The sequence below is a fragment of the Microbacterium sp. 4NA327F11 genome, from assembly GCF_005503465.1.
Lineage (GTDB): Bacteria > Actinomycetota > Actinomycetes > Actinomycetales > Microbacteriaceae > Microbacterium > Microbacterium ginsengisoli.
The window spans coordinates 1-15,115 of record NZ_SCOB01000022.1 but is presented as its reverse complement, the minus strand read 5'-3'; the positions used below and the strand labels follow the sequence as shown (position 1 = coordinate 15,115).

14 protein-coding genes are annotated in these 15,115 nt (G+C 67.2%); 10 read left to right on the top strand and 4 right to left on the bottom strand.

The features are described 5' to 3' along the window. The first annotated feature begins 60 nt into the window (after nucleotides 1-60). Nucleotides 61-1,554 carry an L-serine ammonia-lyase, iron-sulfur-dependent, subunit alpha gene (locus FFS51_RS12500; RefSeq protein WP_137878515.1) on the top strand — a complete coding sequence of 498 codons (1,494 nt, stop codon included), beginning with the start codon at nucleotides 61-63 and terminating at the stop codon, nucleotides 1,552-1,554. 72 nt (nucleotides 1,555-1,626) lie between these two features. Here the strand turns inward: FFS51_RS12500 and FFS51_RS12495 are convergent, their stop codons facing one another. Further along, nucleotides 1,627-2,085, bottom strand: coding sequence for a MarR family winged helix-turn-helix transcriptional regulator (locus FFS51_RS12495; protein ID WP_045247167.1), 459 nt, complete (start codon nucleotides 2,083-2,085; stop codon nucleotides 1,627-1,629). Between the two features lie 140 nt (nucleotides 2,086-2,225). Between FFS51_RS12495 and FFS51_RS12490 the strand changes: the two genes are divergently transcribed. From FFS51_RS12490 to FFS51_RS12465, 6 genes are all read left to right on the top strand, one after another. Further along, nucleotides 2,226-3,269, top strand: a complete 1,044-nt coding sequence (locus FFS51_RS12490; protein ID WP_249352720.1) for a nucleoside hydrolase — start codon at nucleotides 2,226-2,228, stop codon at nucleotides 3,267-3,269. 658 nt (nucleotides 3,270-3,927) lie between these two features. Beyond that, the gene (locus FFS51_RS12485; protein ID WP_056208066.1) at nucleotides 3,928-4,671 is read left to right on the top strand and encodes a TnsA-like heteromeric transposase endonuclease subunit; all 744 of its coding nucleotides are present in this window, start codon (nucleotides 3,928-3,930) and stop codon (nucleotides 4,669-4,671) included. Continuing rightward, nucleotides 4,668-6,686 carry a TnsB C-terminal domain-containing protein gene (locus FFS51_RS12480; protein ID WP_056519019.1) on the top strand — a complete coding sequence of 673 codons (2,019 nt, stop codon included), beginning with the start codon at nucleotides 4,668-4,670 and terminating at the stop codon, nucleotides 6,684-6,686. Before FFS51_RS12485 ends, FFS51_RS12480 begins: the two co-directional genes overlap by 4 nt. A 194-nt stretch (nucleotides 6,687-6,880) precedes the next feature. Next, nucleotides 6,881-7,783, top strand: a complete 903-nt coding sequence (locus tag FFS51_RS12475; protein ID WP_171006183.1) for a TniB family NTP-binding protein — start codon at nucleotides 6,881-6,883, stop codon at nucleotides 7,781-7,783. Between the two features lie 14 nt (nucleotides 7,784-7,797). Beyond that, nucleotides 7,798-8,730 (top strand): hypothetical protein, encoded by a 933-nt coding sequence (locus FFS51_RS12470; protein ID WP_137878513.1) that lies wholly within the window; start codon nucleotides 7,798-7,800, stop codon nucleotides 8,728-8,730. Continuing rightward, nucleotides 8,727-9,785 carry a hypothetical protein gene (locus FFS51_RS12465; protein ID WP_137878512.1) on the top strand — a complete coding sequence of 353 codons (1,059 nt, stop codon included), beginning with the start codon at nucleotides 8,727-8,729 and terminating at the stop codon, nucleotides 9,783-9,785. Before FFS51_RS12470 ends, FFS51_RS12465 begins: the two co-directional genes overlap by 4 nt. A gap of 165 nt (nucleotides 9,786-9,950) precedes the next feature. On the opposite strand, the gene FFS51_RS12460 is transcribed toward FFS51_RS12465, so the two are convergent. After that, on the bottom strand, nucleotides 9,951-11,036 hold the full coding sequence (locus FFS51_RS12460; RefSeq protein ID WP_137878511.1) for a hypothetical protein: 1,086 nt from the start codon (nucleotides 11,034-11,036) through the stop codon (nucleotides 9,951-9,953). A gap of 143 nt (nucleotides 11,037-11,179) precedes the next feature. On the opposite strand from FFS51_RS12460, the gene FFS51_RS12455 reads away from it, so the two are divergent. Next, complete coding sequence (locus FFS51_RS12455) at nucleotides 11,180-11,746, top strand: hypothetical protein (RefSeq protein ID WP_156456221.1); 567 nt, start codon at nucleotides 11,180-11,182, stop codon at nucleotides 11,744-11,746. 276 nt (nucleotides 11,747-12,022) lie between these two features. Further along, nucleotides 12,023-12,415, top strand: coding sequence for a hypothetical protein (locus FFS51_RS12450; RefSeq protein ID WP_137878510.1), 393 nt, complete (start codon nucleotides 12,023-12,025; stop codon nucleotides 12,413-12,415). A gap of 8 nt (nucleotides 12,416-12,423) precedes the next feature. Here FFS51_RS12450 and FFS51_RS12445 read toward each other — a convergent pair whose 3' ends face one another. Then, on the bottom strand, nucleotides 12,424-13,005 hold the full coding sequence (locus tag FFS51_RS12445; protein WP_212742818.1) for a hypothetical protein: 582 nt from the start codon (nucleotides 13,003-13,005) through the stop codon (nucleotides 12,424-12,426). Between the two features lie 68 nt (nucleotides 13,006-13,073). Then, complete coding sequence (locus tag FFS51_RS12440) at nucleotides 13,074-13,976, bottom strand: endonuclease/exonuclease/phosphatase family protein (protein ID WP_056519013.1); 903 nt, start codon at nucleotides 13,974-13,976, stop codon at nucleotides 13,074-13,076. Between the two features lie 141 nt (nucleotides 13,977-14,117). Here FFS51_RS12440 and FFS51_RS12435 point away from each other — a divergent pair, with 141 nt between their 5' ends. Further along, nucleotides 14,118-14,540 (top strand): hypothetical protein, encoded by a 423-nt coding sequence (locus FFS51_RS12435; protein WP_137878509.1) that lies wholly within the window; start codon nucleotides 14,118-14,120, stop codon nucleotides 14,538-14,540. Nucleotides 14,541-15,115 lie beyond the last annotated feature (575 nt).

Below are 15,115 nucleotides of genomic sequence, written 5' to 3'. Positions count from 1 at the left end.
GGCCCTCGCCGGAGGCGGGTCGAGGACTAGAATCCGCACCCCCGGCGTAGGGTCGAACGTATGGGTGCCTATGTCTCGGCGTTCGAGCTGTTCTCGATCGGGATCGGTCCCTCGAGCTCCCACACCGTCGGTCCGATGCGCGCCGCCCGCGACTTCGCGCTGCGGCTGGATGCCACGGGCCAGCTCGCCGCGGTGCGCCGGGTGACGGTGACGCTCTACGGGTCGCTCGGCGCGACGGGCATCGGTCACGGCACGCCCGACGCTGTCATCGCGGGGCTGCGCGGGCTCGCTCCCGAGACGGTCGATCCCGCCGATGTGCGCGACGCGTGGAGCCGGTACCCCGAGGGTGAGCCGCTGCGGCTCGCCGGGCACCACCCCGTGCCGTTCGCGGCATCCGACATCGCCTTCGCGCCGCGCACACGGCTCCCCGGGCACCCGAACGCGATGACGCTCGTTGCCTCCGGCGATGCCGGTGTCACGATCGCGGCAGACACGTATTACTCGGTGGGAGGCGGTTTCATCCGACGCGAGGGCGAGGATGCCGCGGTCTCCCCGGCGGCGCTCCCGTTCTCCTACGGCGACGCGGCGACCCTGCTCGCGCTCTGCGACGAGCACGGCCTCACGATCGCCGAACTCGCCCGCCGCAACGAGGAGGCGCTGCGCGGCGAGGCCGAGGTGGCGGCGGGGCTCGACCGCATCTGGGACGCCATGTCGGCGTGCGTCGACGCGGGTCTCCACGCGACCGGCACGCTGCCCGGGATGCTGCGGGTCGCCCGGCGCGCGGACGCGATCAGATCGCAACTCGAGGCCGCCGAGGCCGACGGCCACCGGGAGCTGCCGGGGGAGTGGCTGGGCGCCTTCGCGCTCGCCGTCAACGAGGAGAACGCCGCCGGCGGGCGCGTCGTCACGGCACCGACCAACGGCGCCGCGGGCATCGTCCCCGCCGTCGCGATGTACTGGTGGCGCTTCCTCGCCGATTCCGGGCTCGGGCAGGGGAACGCCGTCACGCCGTACGGCGAGCTGGTCGGCAGTGCGCTGCTCGGCTTCACCGGCGAGGCCGCGCACGCCCTTCCCGAGGCGGCCGACGACGCGGTGGTCGCCGAGGCGAACCGTCGCCGCGGCATCCGTCGTTTTCTGCTCACCGCCACCGCGCTCGGGTCGCTGTTCAAGGCCAACGCCTCGATCTCGGGTGCCGAGGGCGGCTGTCAGGCCGAGGTCGGCTCGGCGTGCGCCATGGCAGCGGGCGGGCTCACCGCCGTGATGGGCGGCACCAACCGGCAGATCGAGAACGCCGCCGAGATCGCCATGGAGCACCATCTGGGCCTCACGTGCGACCCGGTCGGGGGTCTCGTGCAGATCCCGTGCATCGAACGCAATGCGATCGCGGCATCCACCGCCGTCACCGCCGCCCGCCTCGCTTTGCGCGGCGACGGCTCGCATTTCGTGTCTCTCGACCAGGTGGTCGAGACGATGCGGCAGACCGGCATCGACATGTCGACGAAGTACAAGGAGACGAGCGAGGGCGGACTCGCCGTCAACGTCATCGAGTGCTGACGCAGGCTCGGGTCGGGCGGGTGCGGCTCCGGTCGGACGGACGCGCGTCGTGCAGACGGAGGCGGCCGCCGGTCAGGCGGTCTCGCCGAGCTCGGTCGGGCAGGCCGGCTCGCGCAGTTTCGTCGTGAGGGCGAGCAGCGCCTGCAGCTCGGCGTCGTCGAGGGTCGACATGCGGTCGACGATGGTGCGCGCGTGCTGCGCACCGAGGCTGCGGAACGCCCGCGCCCCCTGCGCCGTCGCGCGCACGAGCGAGCCGCGGCCGTCCTCGGGGTCCGGGCACTTGGTGACGAGCCCGCGGGTGACCATGCGATCGACCAGGCGCGACACGCTCGGCTGGCTGATGAGCAGGTTGCGGGTGACGTCGCGCAGCCGCGCGGTCATCTCGGGGGCCCGCACGACCGTCAGCAGGACGTCGTATTCGTCCTGCTCGAGCGGGGCGTCGACGAAGTCGCCGGAGATCTCGCCGAAGATCTCGTGCTGCGCGCGGAAGAGGCTCTCCCAGGCGTCGATGGCGAGACGGCGATCGGTCATGGGCATAGCGTACGGTCCCCAGGTGGTCGGTGGCGCCCCGGGAGGCGATCTAGGCTTGATCGAGTGGGTCGGATGCCGCAGCCGCCGCTCCGCCCCCATGCCGGGGACGCCCGCAACCCACCCGGCAGGAGGTCACGTCGGTGAGTGATTCGCCGCTGTTCCAAGCTCTCATCTCCGGCTCGCTCCCCGCGCGTCCCGGCGCCCCGGCGCAGCCGTCCGCCCGTCGGTCTGGTGGGCCGCGCCCGAGGTCCGGGCGCATCCCGCTCGTCGTCGACACCGACACGGCGGCCGATGACTGCTTCGCGCTGCTGGCCGCGGCGCTGCATGAGCGTGCCGACCTGAAGGCGGTCACGATCGTGGCAGGCAACGTCGGGTTCGCGCAGCAGACCGAGAACGCACTGCTCACGCTCGAGCTCGCCGGGCGCGACGGCGACGTGCCGGTACACGTCGGCGCCGCCCGCCCACTCGTGGCCGACTGGGTGAGCGCAACCGACGTGCACGGCGAAGACGGCGTCGGAGGTCAGCGGCGCACCGGCACGACCGAGGTCGATTCGGAGCACGCCGTCGACGCGCTGCTACGACTCTCCCGGGCGTACGCGGGCGAGCTCGTCATCGTCGCGATCGGACCGCTCACCAACATCGCGCTCGCTGTGCGTCGCGACGAGGAGTTCGCCTCCCGCGTGCGCGAGATCGTCGTCATGGGCGGCTCGATCAACGGCCGTGGCAACATCACGCCGGCCGCCGAGTACAACATCTACGTCGATCCGGAGGCGGCGGCGATCGTCGTCGGAGCCGGATTCCCGAGCCTGCGGTTCGTGCCGTGGGACCCGACGACCATCCGCGACACGGTGTTCGACGCCGGCCGAATCGCAGAGATCGAGGCCCTCGGCACCCGCCTGTCGGCGTTCTTCGTGCAGGCCAACAAGGCGACGTTCGCCTTCGATTCGGCGGCGGGCATCGGCGGGTCGACGCATCCGGACTCTCTCTCGGTGCTCGTCGCGCTCGACCCCTCGCTCGTCGAGGTCGAGCGCCCCTACCGCGTGGGCGTCGAGCTGCGTGGCGAACTCACCCGCGGGGCGACCGTCTTCGACTGGCGATCGGATGCCCCGAATGCCACGGCGATCGAGCGGGTGCACGGAAAGGCGTTCTTCCGCGCACTGACGGCGATCCTCGCGTCGCGCTGAGCGGTCAGCTGGCCGGCGCGAGACGCGCGTCCCCGGCCCTTTCCGGGCAAAAGGAAAGGGCCGGTCGATGGGGGTTCGACCGGCCCAGTGTCCCTTGCACCAGGAGTGTTGCAATCACATGTGGCCGCCGCCACAGCACAACGGCGACCTGTCCTCACGGTATAACGACGCGGTAACGGAGTGCGCCCGATTCCGGGTGTTCTGTGGAAAGACATAGCGCGGTCGGATGCCGCGATCAGCAACCCCTGGCGGGCGCGACGGGTGGGGGCATCCGGGCGAAAAAGTAGGGCCGGTCGGGGATCCCGACCGGCCCTTGTCCCTTTTGCACCAAGAGTGTCCTGCAATCACATGCCGGTAGCTGCCACAGCAAAACAACTACCGTGCGAGCACTCTATAACGGCGAGGTAACGGAAGGGAAGCCCTCCTCGTTACCTTTCTGTGATTCATAGGTTTCATGTCGTGTCTCACTCCAGTTGTCCGATTCTCACGGACCTGTCCAGTCGTCTCACTCCAGTTGTCGGATTCTCACTCCAGTTGTCGGGAGAGCGGCGCGCCGCGTAGCGCTGCTCCGAGGCGGGAGTAGCTTGCGGTTCAAGCCGGGAGGTTCCACCGGAGCGCTCTGATCGGGTGCGGGATTCTCCGGAAGGGAGAGTTCTCCGTGACCTTGACCCAAGACTGGCTCGCCGCGATCGACGGGACGAACGCACTCGCGGCCACGATCGAGTTTTCCAGACACGGCCTCCTCCAGCACGCAGACCCCGTCGACGCGGCGCGCGTGATGTTCGAGGATGCGGATCCGGTTCGCGAGTTCCCGTCGTGGCCGGGCAAGCGCAACTTCGAGGGCAAGCTGTGGATGGCCTCGACGGGCCGGCACATTCCGTTCGAGTCGTTCTGGGAGCGCTCGTTCCTGACCTCGCTGGACCGGACGGGGGATGTCGTCGGGGTGGCGAGCCAGCCGATGTGGATCCGCTGGCGGTCACCGAAGCGCTCCCACGCGCCCGACTATTTCGTGCGCCGCTCCGATGGGAGTGCGCTGCTCGTCGACGTGAGGCCGGTCGAACTGATCAAGCCCGAGGACAGCATGAAGTTCGAACTCACTCGTCGCCTTGCTGCCGCACTGGGGTGGTCCTATCTCGTCTTCGATCAGCTTCCCGGCGCCACCCAGGCGAATCTGCGCTTCCTGCTTCGGTACCGCGAGCCTGCGTGGCTGGAGGGCGTCGACATCGCCGCGCTCGGGCTCACCGGTCGGATGAGTCTGGGCTCGCTCGCGGCGGCCCTCGGTGGCGTTGCTCGCTCAGGTGTCGGCGCCGCGTATGCACTCGTGTGGAGCGGGGTGGCGCAGGCGGATCTACACCGTCCCTTGTCGATGGCGACCGTTGTCGATCTGGAGGGCGGGTCATGAGCGTTCATCCTGGCGACATCATCCGGTGGCAGGGCGGAAGTCACCAGGTCGTTGCGATCCGGCCCACCTACCTGACCCTGCGCGCCGTCGACGGGGATGGAGACGACGTGGAGGTGCTCGCCGCGGACCTGCGGCACCAAGCGGAACCTGCCGCTCCCGCATCCCTGCGGTCACTGCTGGACCTGCGCAGCCTGCAGGATCTCGACGCGCGCGATCGCAAGATCGTCGACGTGTGGCTGGAGGAACTCGCCCGGTTCGACAAGCTCGTGGCGGCAGGCGTGACCAAGCCCGCGGCGCGGCAGCAAGTTATCGACGACGTCAACCGTCGTCTCGGAACCGGCTACGGCCCGGTCAAGGTCTCGCGTCAGCAACGCGCCCTCGAAGAGTTCGGGGTCAGCGGTCTTCTCGATCGACGTCGCCACGGCCTCGCCGACATGCCCGGGCGCTCCTACGACGAGCGCCTGATCGACGCGATTCTGACCGTCCAGGCTGGGCAGGAGCGGAAGTCGACCGGCACCGGGACGCGATTGATCTGGCTCGTCCGCAGGGAGCTGGACGACCGCTTCGGCGAGGGTGTCGTGCCGATGCCGAGCCGGGCGACGATGTACCGGCTGCTGAATGAACTCGATGCCGGCAAGCACACGTTGGGCAGCGCCCGCGCACGTCGCACCACAGCCAATCAGCCGGATCACATGCACGGATTACGTACCGGCGTGCGACCCGGTGAGCAGGTGCTGATCGACACGACCCCGATGGAGATCCTCGTCGAATGCGATGGCGAACCGATCCGCCCCGATCTCACCCTGTTGCTGTGTGAGGCATCACGCTCGGTGCTCGCGGGCATTGTCACCGTCGGTTCTCGCAGCATCGACCTCGTGGTGGTCCTCGCCCGTGCTCTGGTGCCGTACTCGGCCCGTCCCGACGGAGTTCGCGCGAACCGGCGTCAGGTCTCGGAGGCGTGGACCGGCACGGACGGGCTCATGGTGGAGCGGTTCGAGGTAATGCGCGACGCGCAACCGTACATCTTCCCGGAGTCGATCACGACCGACCGTGGCGCGTCGTACGTGTCGCGGCACTTCTCGGATGCCTGTCGGACGCTGGGGATCTCGCTGACGGTCAACGCGGAGTACACGCCGACGCAGAAGGCGAAAATCGAGCGGATGTTCCGCACCGTGAAGGACCAGTTCACCCAGTACGCGATCGCGTTCCTCGGGCAGAGCCCCGACATGCGTGGAGACGAGGTGATCGCGACGAGCCAGCTGCTCACCCTCGAGCAGCTGCAGGAGCTGTTCGAGGACTGGGTCGCGGTGACCTGGCAGAACCGACCCCACAAGGCGCTGCGCGACCCCCGCAACCCTCGGCTCATGCTGGCCCCGAACCAGATGGTCGCCGCGTACCGCGAAGTCGCTCCGGAGCTGCAAGTCCCGCTCACCGCCGAGAAGTACATCGCACTGCTCCCGACCGAATGGCGTGTGATCAACCACTACGGTGTCGACATCGACCTGCGCGTCTACGACTCCACCGAGCTCGGCCCGCTGCGGAAAAAGCGGTCACCGCACCACCGGCAACAAGGCAAGTGGCCATTCCACGTCGACCCCTACAACCCGATGACGGTGTGGCTGGAACTCGGCGACCAGTTCCTCCCGCTCGACTGGCGCTCCCCGTACAGCGGCGCCCCGATGGCCGACGAGGTCTGGCGAGTCGCCCGCGCGCAAGCCGCAGCCCGCGGCGACAACGAGCCGAGCACCGACGACCTCAACGAGGTGATGCGCCGGTTCATGTACAAGGGCAACGCGCTGCCGACGGCGCGTCAGAAGAAGCGTGCTGTAAGCGCACGGACGGACCCGCTGGCGATCACCAACCAACTCCCACACATCGCACCCACAGCACCGCCGGGCGCCGAGCATTCGGCAACTGGGGACCTCGGCGACAAAGAACTCCATGTTGTCGCGGCGAAGCCAGCATGGCCGGTCGCCGCACCGTTCGGGATGACCCGGTCGCCGGATGAGGCGTGAGCGCGATGTTCGATGATCTGCTGGGGGACTTCGACTTCGACGCCCCATCGACCGACTTCGACTACGCCACAAAGGAAGGGTGGCGCGAGTTTGTCGAGTTCGTCGCCCAACGGACACTCCCGCTCACGCTCGCCGAGTACGACGCGATGGACTCCTCGGAGCGAGCGCTGTTCAACATCGCCCGCGAACGGTACATGACCCTCGGCGCCCGGGTGGCGACCCCATCACTCCGACGGGTCGCGGTCGCCATCCGCCACGCGATAACCGACAACCGCTCCCCAGACGCCAGCAAGTCCGGCGTGATCATCTCTGGCAGGCCAGGTCTCGGGAAGACCACCGCGGTCCAGGAGTTCGGCAGGGCGTTCGAGCGAGCCCGACGCCAGCGCGCCACGGCCTCGCAACGCAACTTGACCCCCGTCGCATACGTGCCCGTGCCGACGCACGCGACGGCGAAGACCATGATCACCAAGCTCGCCGACTTCTACGCCATCCCGTACTCCCGCAACGCGAACTACGAAGTCCTCCTCAGCCGCGTGAGCCATGTGATGCGCGAATGCCGCACCGAACTCGTGATCATCGACGACATCCACCGGCTGGACCTGCACTACCGCGGCAACGAGCAAGTCGCCGACGCGCTCAAAGAACTGTCCGAGAGGTGTCCCGGCACGATGGTCTACGCCGGTGTCGATGTCGCCCGCAACGGCCTGTTCTGGGGCTCGCGCGGCGAACAGATCATGGCCCGATTCGAGCTGGTCAAGTTCGACACCTACGGGACTGGCGAGACCGCTGACGCCGCGGTGTGGGGGCGCATCCTCGTCGACCTCGAAGACTCACTGTGCTTGATCTCGCAACCTGACGCGGAGATCCTCACCGTCGCTGCTGAACTCCGCGACCTATCCCGCGGCTCCATCGGCCGCGTCGCCCGAGCCGTCCGCCGCGGAGCGCGCCGCGCCATCGAACAGCACACTGAACGCCTCGACCTCGACGACGTGCTCGCGTCGCTGGCGAAAATCCGTGAGTCGGAAGGCTGGATCGAGGAAGAAGAGAACCGGCCATCACCACGGCCCAAACGAGGCCGTCCCGCGCGAGCGAAATGATGAGGAAGCTCCCCGTGCTCATCGAACCCTTCACGGGAGAAACCGTCAGCAGCGTCTACCGCAGACTTACCACCCGCAACGCCGTGCCGGCCGGGGAACTGTGGACGACCCTCCGTCACGAGCGCCCGCGGCTGCCTCTGCGCACGACACCAGAACTCGTGCCGCGACTGGTCGAACAACTCGCCGACCTCCCTCCCGGGTACTTCGACGGTAGCCGCTCTGACCGCCTGTTCGTCCGCTGCATTCACGCCGACTGGCGACACAACAACTGCCCGATGTGCGCGCCCCTGCCGTCTGCCGTCACGAAATGCAGGCGATGCACCGGCGGTGAACCCGTCGAGGTGCGCACCCGGATCGGAGCGGTGTGTGCGCGACACCGCAGGTGGCACTACGCGGGAGCGGACCGCGACCTCGCGCGAAACGCCGACTTCTTTCGCGCCGAACGATGCCTCACAGGCACGCTCTGGGAACGCGGCATCGGCCCCGACACCGGCGAACTGGAACTCGCCACGACCCTTCTTCGCGCCACCGATCTCGAACAAGAGGGCGTATCTCATCGAACGGCGCTTGCGCGCCACTATCCCGAAGCGGTGCGTCTCGTCGCGCTGACAACAGAGCCGTGGGCGGAGCGGTTCCTCACGAACACGAACGTCGGCCCCATCCAGGTCGCCGCGCTCGTCGAAGCAGCGGTGAACGCGGTGACCGCGGGCACGTCGCACGACGTCGCCGCTGTCCGCGCGTCTTTTCACATCGAAGGCCGCGAAGCGGTCATCGGCCTCGACCGACCCGTGCGGCTTCGGTACGGCCGGTCCGCGGGCCTCGATGAACTCGGTAGGAGAATTCTGGCGTTCGCCCCGCGGGTCCGAGCCACACTCCTGCGCCACACCGACGCCCGCAAGCCTCCCACGCGTCGACCGCGCGGCTCATCGAGGCATGACCGCGTGTGAGCCTTCCGTTCCGCACGCTACCGATTCGACTCGAACTCATCGAGGGTGAGACCGTCGAAGGGTTCACGAAGCGGCTCGCCCAAGCTCACCAGTGCGAGGAACGCGATATCCGTCGAATCGTCTTGGAGCACCTCGGTCGCAACTGGTGGCCCGCGGCGGATCAGCGTGTCGTCGATCTCATCGAGCATCTCGCAGATCTGCCGCGCGACGCGCTACGCCCCAACTTCGAGAAAGATGGCATGTGGGTCAGATGCGGCCACCGCAGCTGGCGTCCTGAGAAATGCGCCAGGTGTGCCCGGTTCGCCGAACCCCGTATTGCATGCCCGGAATGCTCCGGCGGGCTGGCCACCACGACGATCGCCCGCGGCGGTGCGCTCTGCCTCGCGCATCACCATTGGGCGTACCGCGCGTTGCACGCCGACATAGCAGGCATGCCCGGCTACGAGAGTGCGGAACTGCTGCTGCGATCACAACTCTGGAAGCGCGGCGTCGCCCTCCACACCGGCGAAGTAAACCTCGCCGCAGCTTTCGTCGAAGCCTGGCACGAAGGCTCAGATGATTCGTCCCCGATCGGCGACCGCATGGCGAGTTTCGGCATCCCGCACCTCGACACCTACGAAAACGTGCTGCTGTGCGCGTACCCCGAGATCATTCGTTTGACCTGCGTGCTCACATCGCCGCGCACGATCACTCCGATCCTGGACGTGACGACTTCCGCGCTCGCTCAGGCCGATCGCCTGCTACCTGCCGTCGCGAAGGCGATCGGTGACGAACCCAACGACGCATTGCGCACCTTCACCGTCAGCGTCGTCGGGCAGGCCCACCGGGCGATGTTGTACATGTACGGACTGCGCAGTTCGAAGCAGGTCAAGTATCAGCGGTGCCCACTCAACCGCGCCCTCATTGCTGCAGCGCACCGGCAGCGCGCCTGCCTCCTCCGCCACGCCAACCCAAGGATTCTTCCCCACATCGCGGGGAAGACAGGTCAAGCCGCACCGCGCAGCCGGGTCATCCGCAACTGGCCACCCCGTTCCGACGAGTTGGCTATGTCCTAACCTGCGGTCCTCGTGAGTACTCGCACAGAGTTCCACGGCGCCGTCGACCACTCGCGCGAAGGCTTGCCGGGGACGCGTCAGAACGATTCGGGAATCGGGTGCTCGGGCCGCGCGCGGTGTTATACACGGCCGACGTATTCGAGAGATTGCGGCAGGCAGGGCGGATCAGCGCGCGCTGCACTGCGACGTGACCTGCATGTGGATCAGTCCGTCGATACTCGTCGAGTCGCGGATACTCATCTTCTCCACCGGCAGCGCGTCGCTGTAGCGGATGTCTTCCTGCATTGCCCGATCCGCGGCGTATCCTGCGGCATCCCAAACCTTGAGGATTCGCGCGAGCGTGGCGCCATTGTCCGCGGTCTCGAACGTGAGCCCGAGTCCGATTCGTGTGCCGTTCTCACCGCACGCGGTCGATGCCGGTGACATCTCGTCGGCGTCGAGGAGCTGTCCAGCGGAATCGTGCACCGGCCCGACGGCTGCGTCCAGCGACGCCGCGACCATATTCTCGAGCCCTGCTCGGGCCTCGTCCGCGCCGTATGTGGGCGCGGCGGGCGCTGAGGGAATCGGTGTTCGTGCTCCGGTGCTGACACCACATGCGAGCGTACGGTCGGTGAGCTTCGGAAGGGTGAAGTCCGGGTCGCGGTCGGTCGTCACCGGCGCAGCCGAGTAGTCAAAGCTGAAGTTCCGCCAGACCCGGAGTGACGCGCCGTCCTCCGCCACCGTATAGGCGCCGTCCGCGAAGGGGTGGTAGCCATCATCGCTGAGGGTTCGCTCGACGGCCGTGACAAGTACGCCATCCTGTCGATAGATCGTGCCCCAACCCGCAAGAAGGAACGACTTCTCTTTGACCACATACCCGGTTTCGCAGCCGTTGGCGACGAGCGGAACAACCGTCGAGGACGAGGTGAGGAAACACACGATCCCTGCCAGTGCGGTGGCCGCGATGGCTACCGCGCGCGCCGGGATCATCAGGATGAGCCAAAGCCTGGGCACGGGGATGACGCACAGTCCCGTCGCCAGGGCTGCCAGGGCCGCGATGAGCGCGAGACCAGAGAGCAACTCCGAGTCAACCGTGCCGATCAACACGGAGGTCGCACCGTCCGATGCTGTGGAGACAATGAGCAGTGTCACAAGAACGGTTGTCGAGCAGAACAGGATGGCGCCAGCGAGAAGCAGGGCAATCCGACGCCAGCTCCGTGAAGGAGTGGGCGATTCATCATCGCTCTCGGTCGACACGGGTGCAGTAGACACGTGGCAAGCCTAAGAGGAGCAACCTGGGGCTCCGCCGCACCATCGTCCACGTCCGTCGCGCGCATAAGTGACAAGTGATCGCGACGGCATCCGCCGACTACGGTGGATGCATGCGGCACCGCTCGGCTTTCATACTCAGTTCCGTGCTCGCGCTCGCTCTGACCGGGTGCGCGACGCCCGCGATGGTGGCAGGCGGCGCCGATCCTGCGGGTGAGCCACTGCCTGCGCAGTCCTCCGAGGCGAGCGACTCGTCGGCGATCGCTACGCCGGGGAGCACAGACCCGGAGGCGCAGGCACAAGCGCACGCATGGCTCGATGCCGCAGCACTCCCGCCGGGCGCGATTCCCGCCGACGCGAGTGTCGCAACGTTCAGCTCGTATACGGGGTGGCCCTGTGGTCCCGTAGCGAAGTTGGAGGGGTTCTGGTCGATCCCTGACGCAACCGTGAGCGCGACCGCGAACTGGCTTAGGGATAATCCGACCGCCGATCTCATCTCGACTTCAGTGGGGGCGGTCCCCGATGATCCCGCCATTCAATCGGCCATCGTGGGGTACATTCCGGCAGAGGGCGCGCAGGAGGGAGTCGTTTACACCGTGGAGAAGACGACAGACGGCGTCGCGGTGCGCGCCGAGGTCGCAGCGCAGACCGCCGAGGCATCGTGCCCCGTGTTGCCGGACGGCGGGGGGTACGGTGCACCGGGTCAGGGATGACGTCAGGGCACGATCAGCGACCGGGACTCACGCACCGGACGCGCAAAGCTCCGAGGGTCGCGCGTCCGCGGCAGCTCGACTTCTGACAGCGGGTGCCCCAGATTGAGTTCGACGGTGAACAGGAGAGGATTGCTCGGCGTCACCGTAGGTCTCGCTGTCCTGCTCGCAGGGTGCACCGCAGCGCCGGCGCTCCCGGACGCTCAGCCGACGCGCAGTAGCCCACCTGTTTCATCAGTGCCGACGCCGACTGCGACGGTCACGCCAGAAGCTGAACCGGTGAGCGATCCTGGTCCCTGTGAGGCGGCCACGCCCGCCTATCCCATCGCCGACGACACCGAGGTGGAACAGCTCGGCGGAGTGACGTTAGCGGTTCCCTTTGATCGGGGTTCCATGCCGCACGCGACGGGACAACCCGTTCTCGATGTAAATGGCGTTCCGGTCGCCTACAAGGTGGCCGACAATGATGTCATCTCAACAATCGGCGCGCGATTCTGCGTCGGGGAGCAGTGGCTCTACTGGGTGAATTACGTCCGCCGTGATGGCGACACACTGTACTCCGGTGACACCCTCAACCTCGACGCGCACACCATCTTCAGCGTGGGCGACCAGAACGGCATCGTTCACAATAATGCTCTACCCGAGGGCTTCGTGATCCCGCCTCAGCGGTGACGGGGCGGTCAGTTCGCGTCCACTGTCACTTCTGACTGCAGACCGGTCTCGGTGTCGTAGGTCGTTATCCGCCACGCCGGCCGCCCGTCCTGCATGATCAGCGCCAACTCGATGAGGCGCGGACTGGGGTAGACCTCGCCGGACAGTTGGGCGGCGGCGTACGCACTGACCCCGAGGTCAGCCAGTTCGGCCTCCGTGAGCGTCACGTGGCGTTTCTGCTTCACGGCGAGGGTGCTGGCATCGTAGAGCGCCTCCTGGCCTCGGTCGGGTTCGGTGACGGACTCGCCCCACTCGTCACGACCGGGATCGAGACTCCGTACCCGCCAGACCCACTGGTCGTCGACATACTCCAGCCGCAGCCCGACAAGAGGGCCAGGAGGAGAGTTCGCCTCCCCGAAGAATCCCTCCAACCAATCTGACGGCCACGCCACGCTGACAGGGACACCGCTGGTGGGGTACTCCTCGCCGACAGAATCCGGAGCGTCCGGGAACGACGCGTCGGCAGAATCCGGAGCGTCCGGGAACGACGCGCCGCACCCGGACAGGACAAGCGTTCCGGCGATCACGATCGCCCCGACGAACATCGTCATCATCCGCTTCATCGGATCACTCCATTCCCGAGGACCAGCCTAGACAAGGCCGTCGCGCATGAGTTGGCTCAGTTCCGCCTCAGGTGGGCGATGATGGGCCGGTGGTCGCTGCCTCTGTCATCGAACGAGCTGTCCACGGTGACCTCGTGCACAGCCCACGCAGACCCGACCAGTACATGGTCGATCGGCGACGCGAGCCACACCGGCAGTGACGTCGGCCAACTGCCTGCTGCCGCAGAACCCGACTCGCTCGCCGCGTCTCGGCAATCCCCCATCAGCGACTCTCCGCGACCGAATGCCGACAGGTGATCGATCGTCGCGTTCAAGTCCCCGGCCACGATCACGTCGGGCTCGCCGCATTGGGTGGCGACCCACTCCAACCCCGCCCGCCAGCCAGCCATGTCTTCCAACAACGGCGGCAGCGGGTGTGCGGCGACAATCGTCGGCCTGATCCCATTGACGGGGCGCCAGACCCCACTCGGCAACCCGGGCGTCGAACCGGCTGCCTCGTCAACGCGGTACTCGCCGAGATCGGCTGCGATGAGCACGGACGTCGGGATCCACGAGTCACCCGCTTCGCCGTACGCGGTATCGGCCCACATTTCACGGCCCGACAGCGAAACGATCCGCGCAGTCTCTGCCGCGGCAACGGCGTCCGTCTCCGGCAGCGTGACGATGTCGGCATCGGTCTCGACAATGAGCTCCGCGATGCTCTCAGGCGATACCGCACCGCCGAGAGTGTTCCACGAAACAACCACAAGATCACCGTCAGGCACGGCCTCACCGGCACCGCGCGAGGAGAGAATGGCGCCGCTTGTGAGGGATGTAGCACCGAGGATGATGGCGACTCCGGCGGCAACACCCCAGCGCCGCCGGAGCACGGCGACAACTGCGGCGCCGCCGGCGAGAACAAGGAGGACGATTGCGACCAGTCCGCGGAACGCAAGAAGCTGAGCGATGATCGGAGTCAATTCTGCGCCGAATGCTTGCGGCCACGCGATAAGTACCCCGACAGGCGCACCCGCGAGTAGCGTCGCGAAGAGCGGGATTCTGCGGGAACGTCGAGTCGGCATCAACCTCAGTCAACCGTTCCTGAAGCTAGAGTCAAACCCGTGGTGACGGACGAGCTCGCGAACCTTCTGCAACGCGCATACGGCCCCGATCAGGAACCGCTGACGCAAGTCGAGTTGTATCAGCTGCGAGGACTCCAGACCTTCCCGCAAGACGGGCGCGGAATCGACCAGATTGAAGACGTGCCGCGAACGCGTGCCTCACGGCGCTGGGGCTGGCCGGTCGCGGTGGTCGTCATCGGAGTCGTGGCCGGGTTCACCGGGCACGCGTACGGCGAGGGAGGGTTCGACCCGGCAGCGCCCGCACAAACGGATAACGAGCAGGTGTCGGGGATCCCGCTCCCCGATGGACGGTGGGGCTCGCTCTCAGACGCTGACTGTGCGGTGAATCTGAGCGCGACCAGCGGCGCACGCGAGTCAGTTACATGCACGTGGAGCGAACACGGTGGTGACACGCGTCGCTGACGAGCTTCCTGGAGAGAATGTGCGCGGAGTGATCCAGGTCAACCGCTCGGGCGACGGGATAGGGCTACGAGCGGCGCAGGGCATCGATCAAGTGATCGCGATTCATTCTTGCTGGCAACGGATCGCCCGGGGCGATGGGGGCCCATCCCCATGTAGTCCGTTCGATTTGGATTCGAGACATCTGTCGTGAGACCGATCGGATTGCCGGTGCGATAGTTCGGTCGAGAAAAGCCCTGGTCGGACAGCCGCGACCGAACAACTCTCGTGAGATCCGACATTTCACACCAGTCGTGCATGACATCGGGGAGACGCGACCCGCCTCGCCCGACCCCCGCAACGTCGGAACTTCTCGGCGGCACGCCGCGCCGCGGCATCCGTCGCCGGGGTGTCGCGGAAGACTTCCGACGTTGTGCCCGGCCGAGTCCGGTGGCCGATCACCGGCCGACCCGGGCCGTTCCCCTCACCCGCCTCGGTGACCCTTACCCGCCCCCGGCACTGGCCCTTTCTCTTATACACAATGGGATCTGCCCAAGAAGAGGAAGGTATATAGACAGGGACTGGATTACCAGACTAAA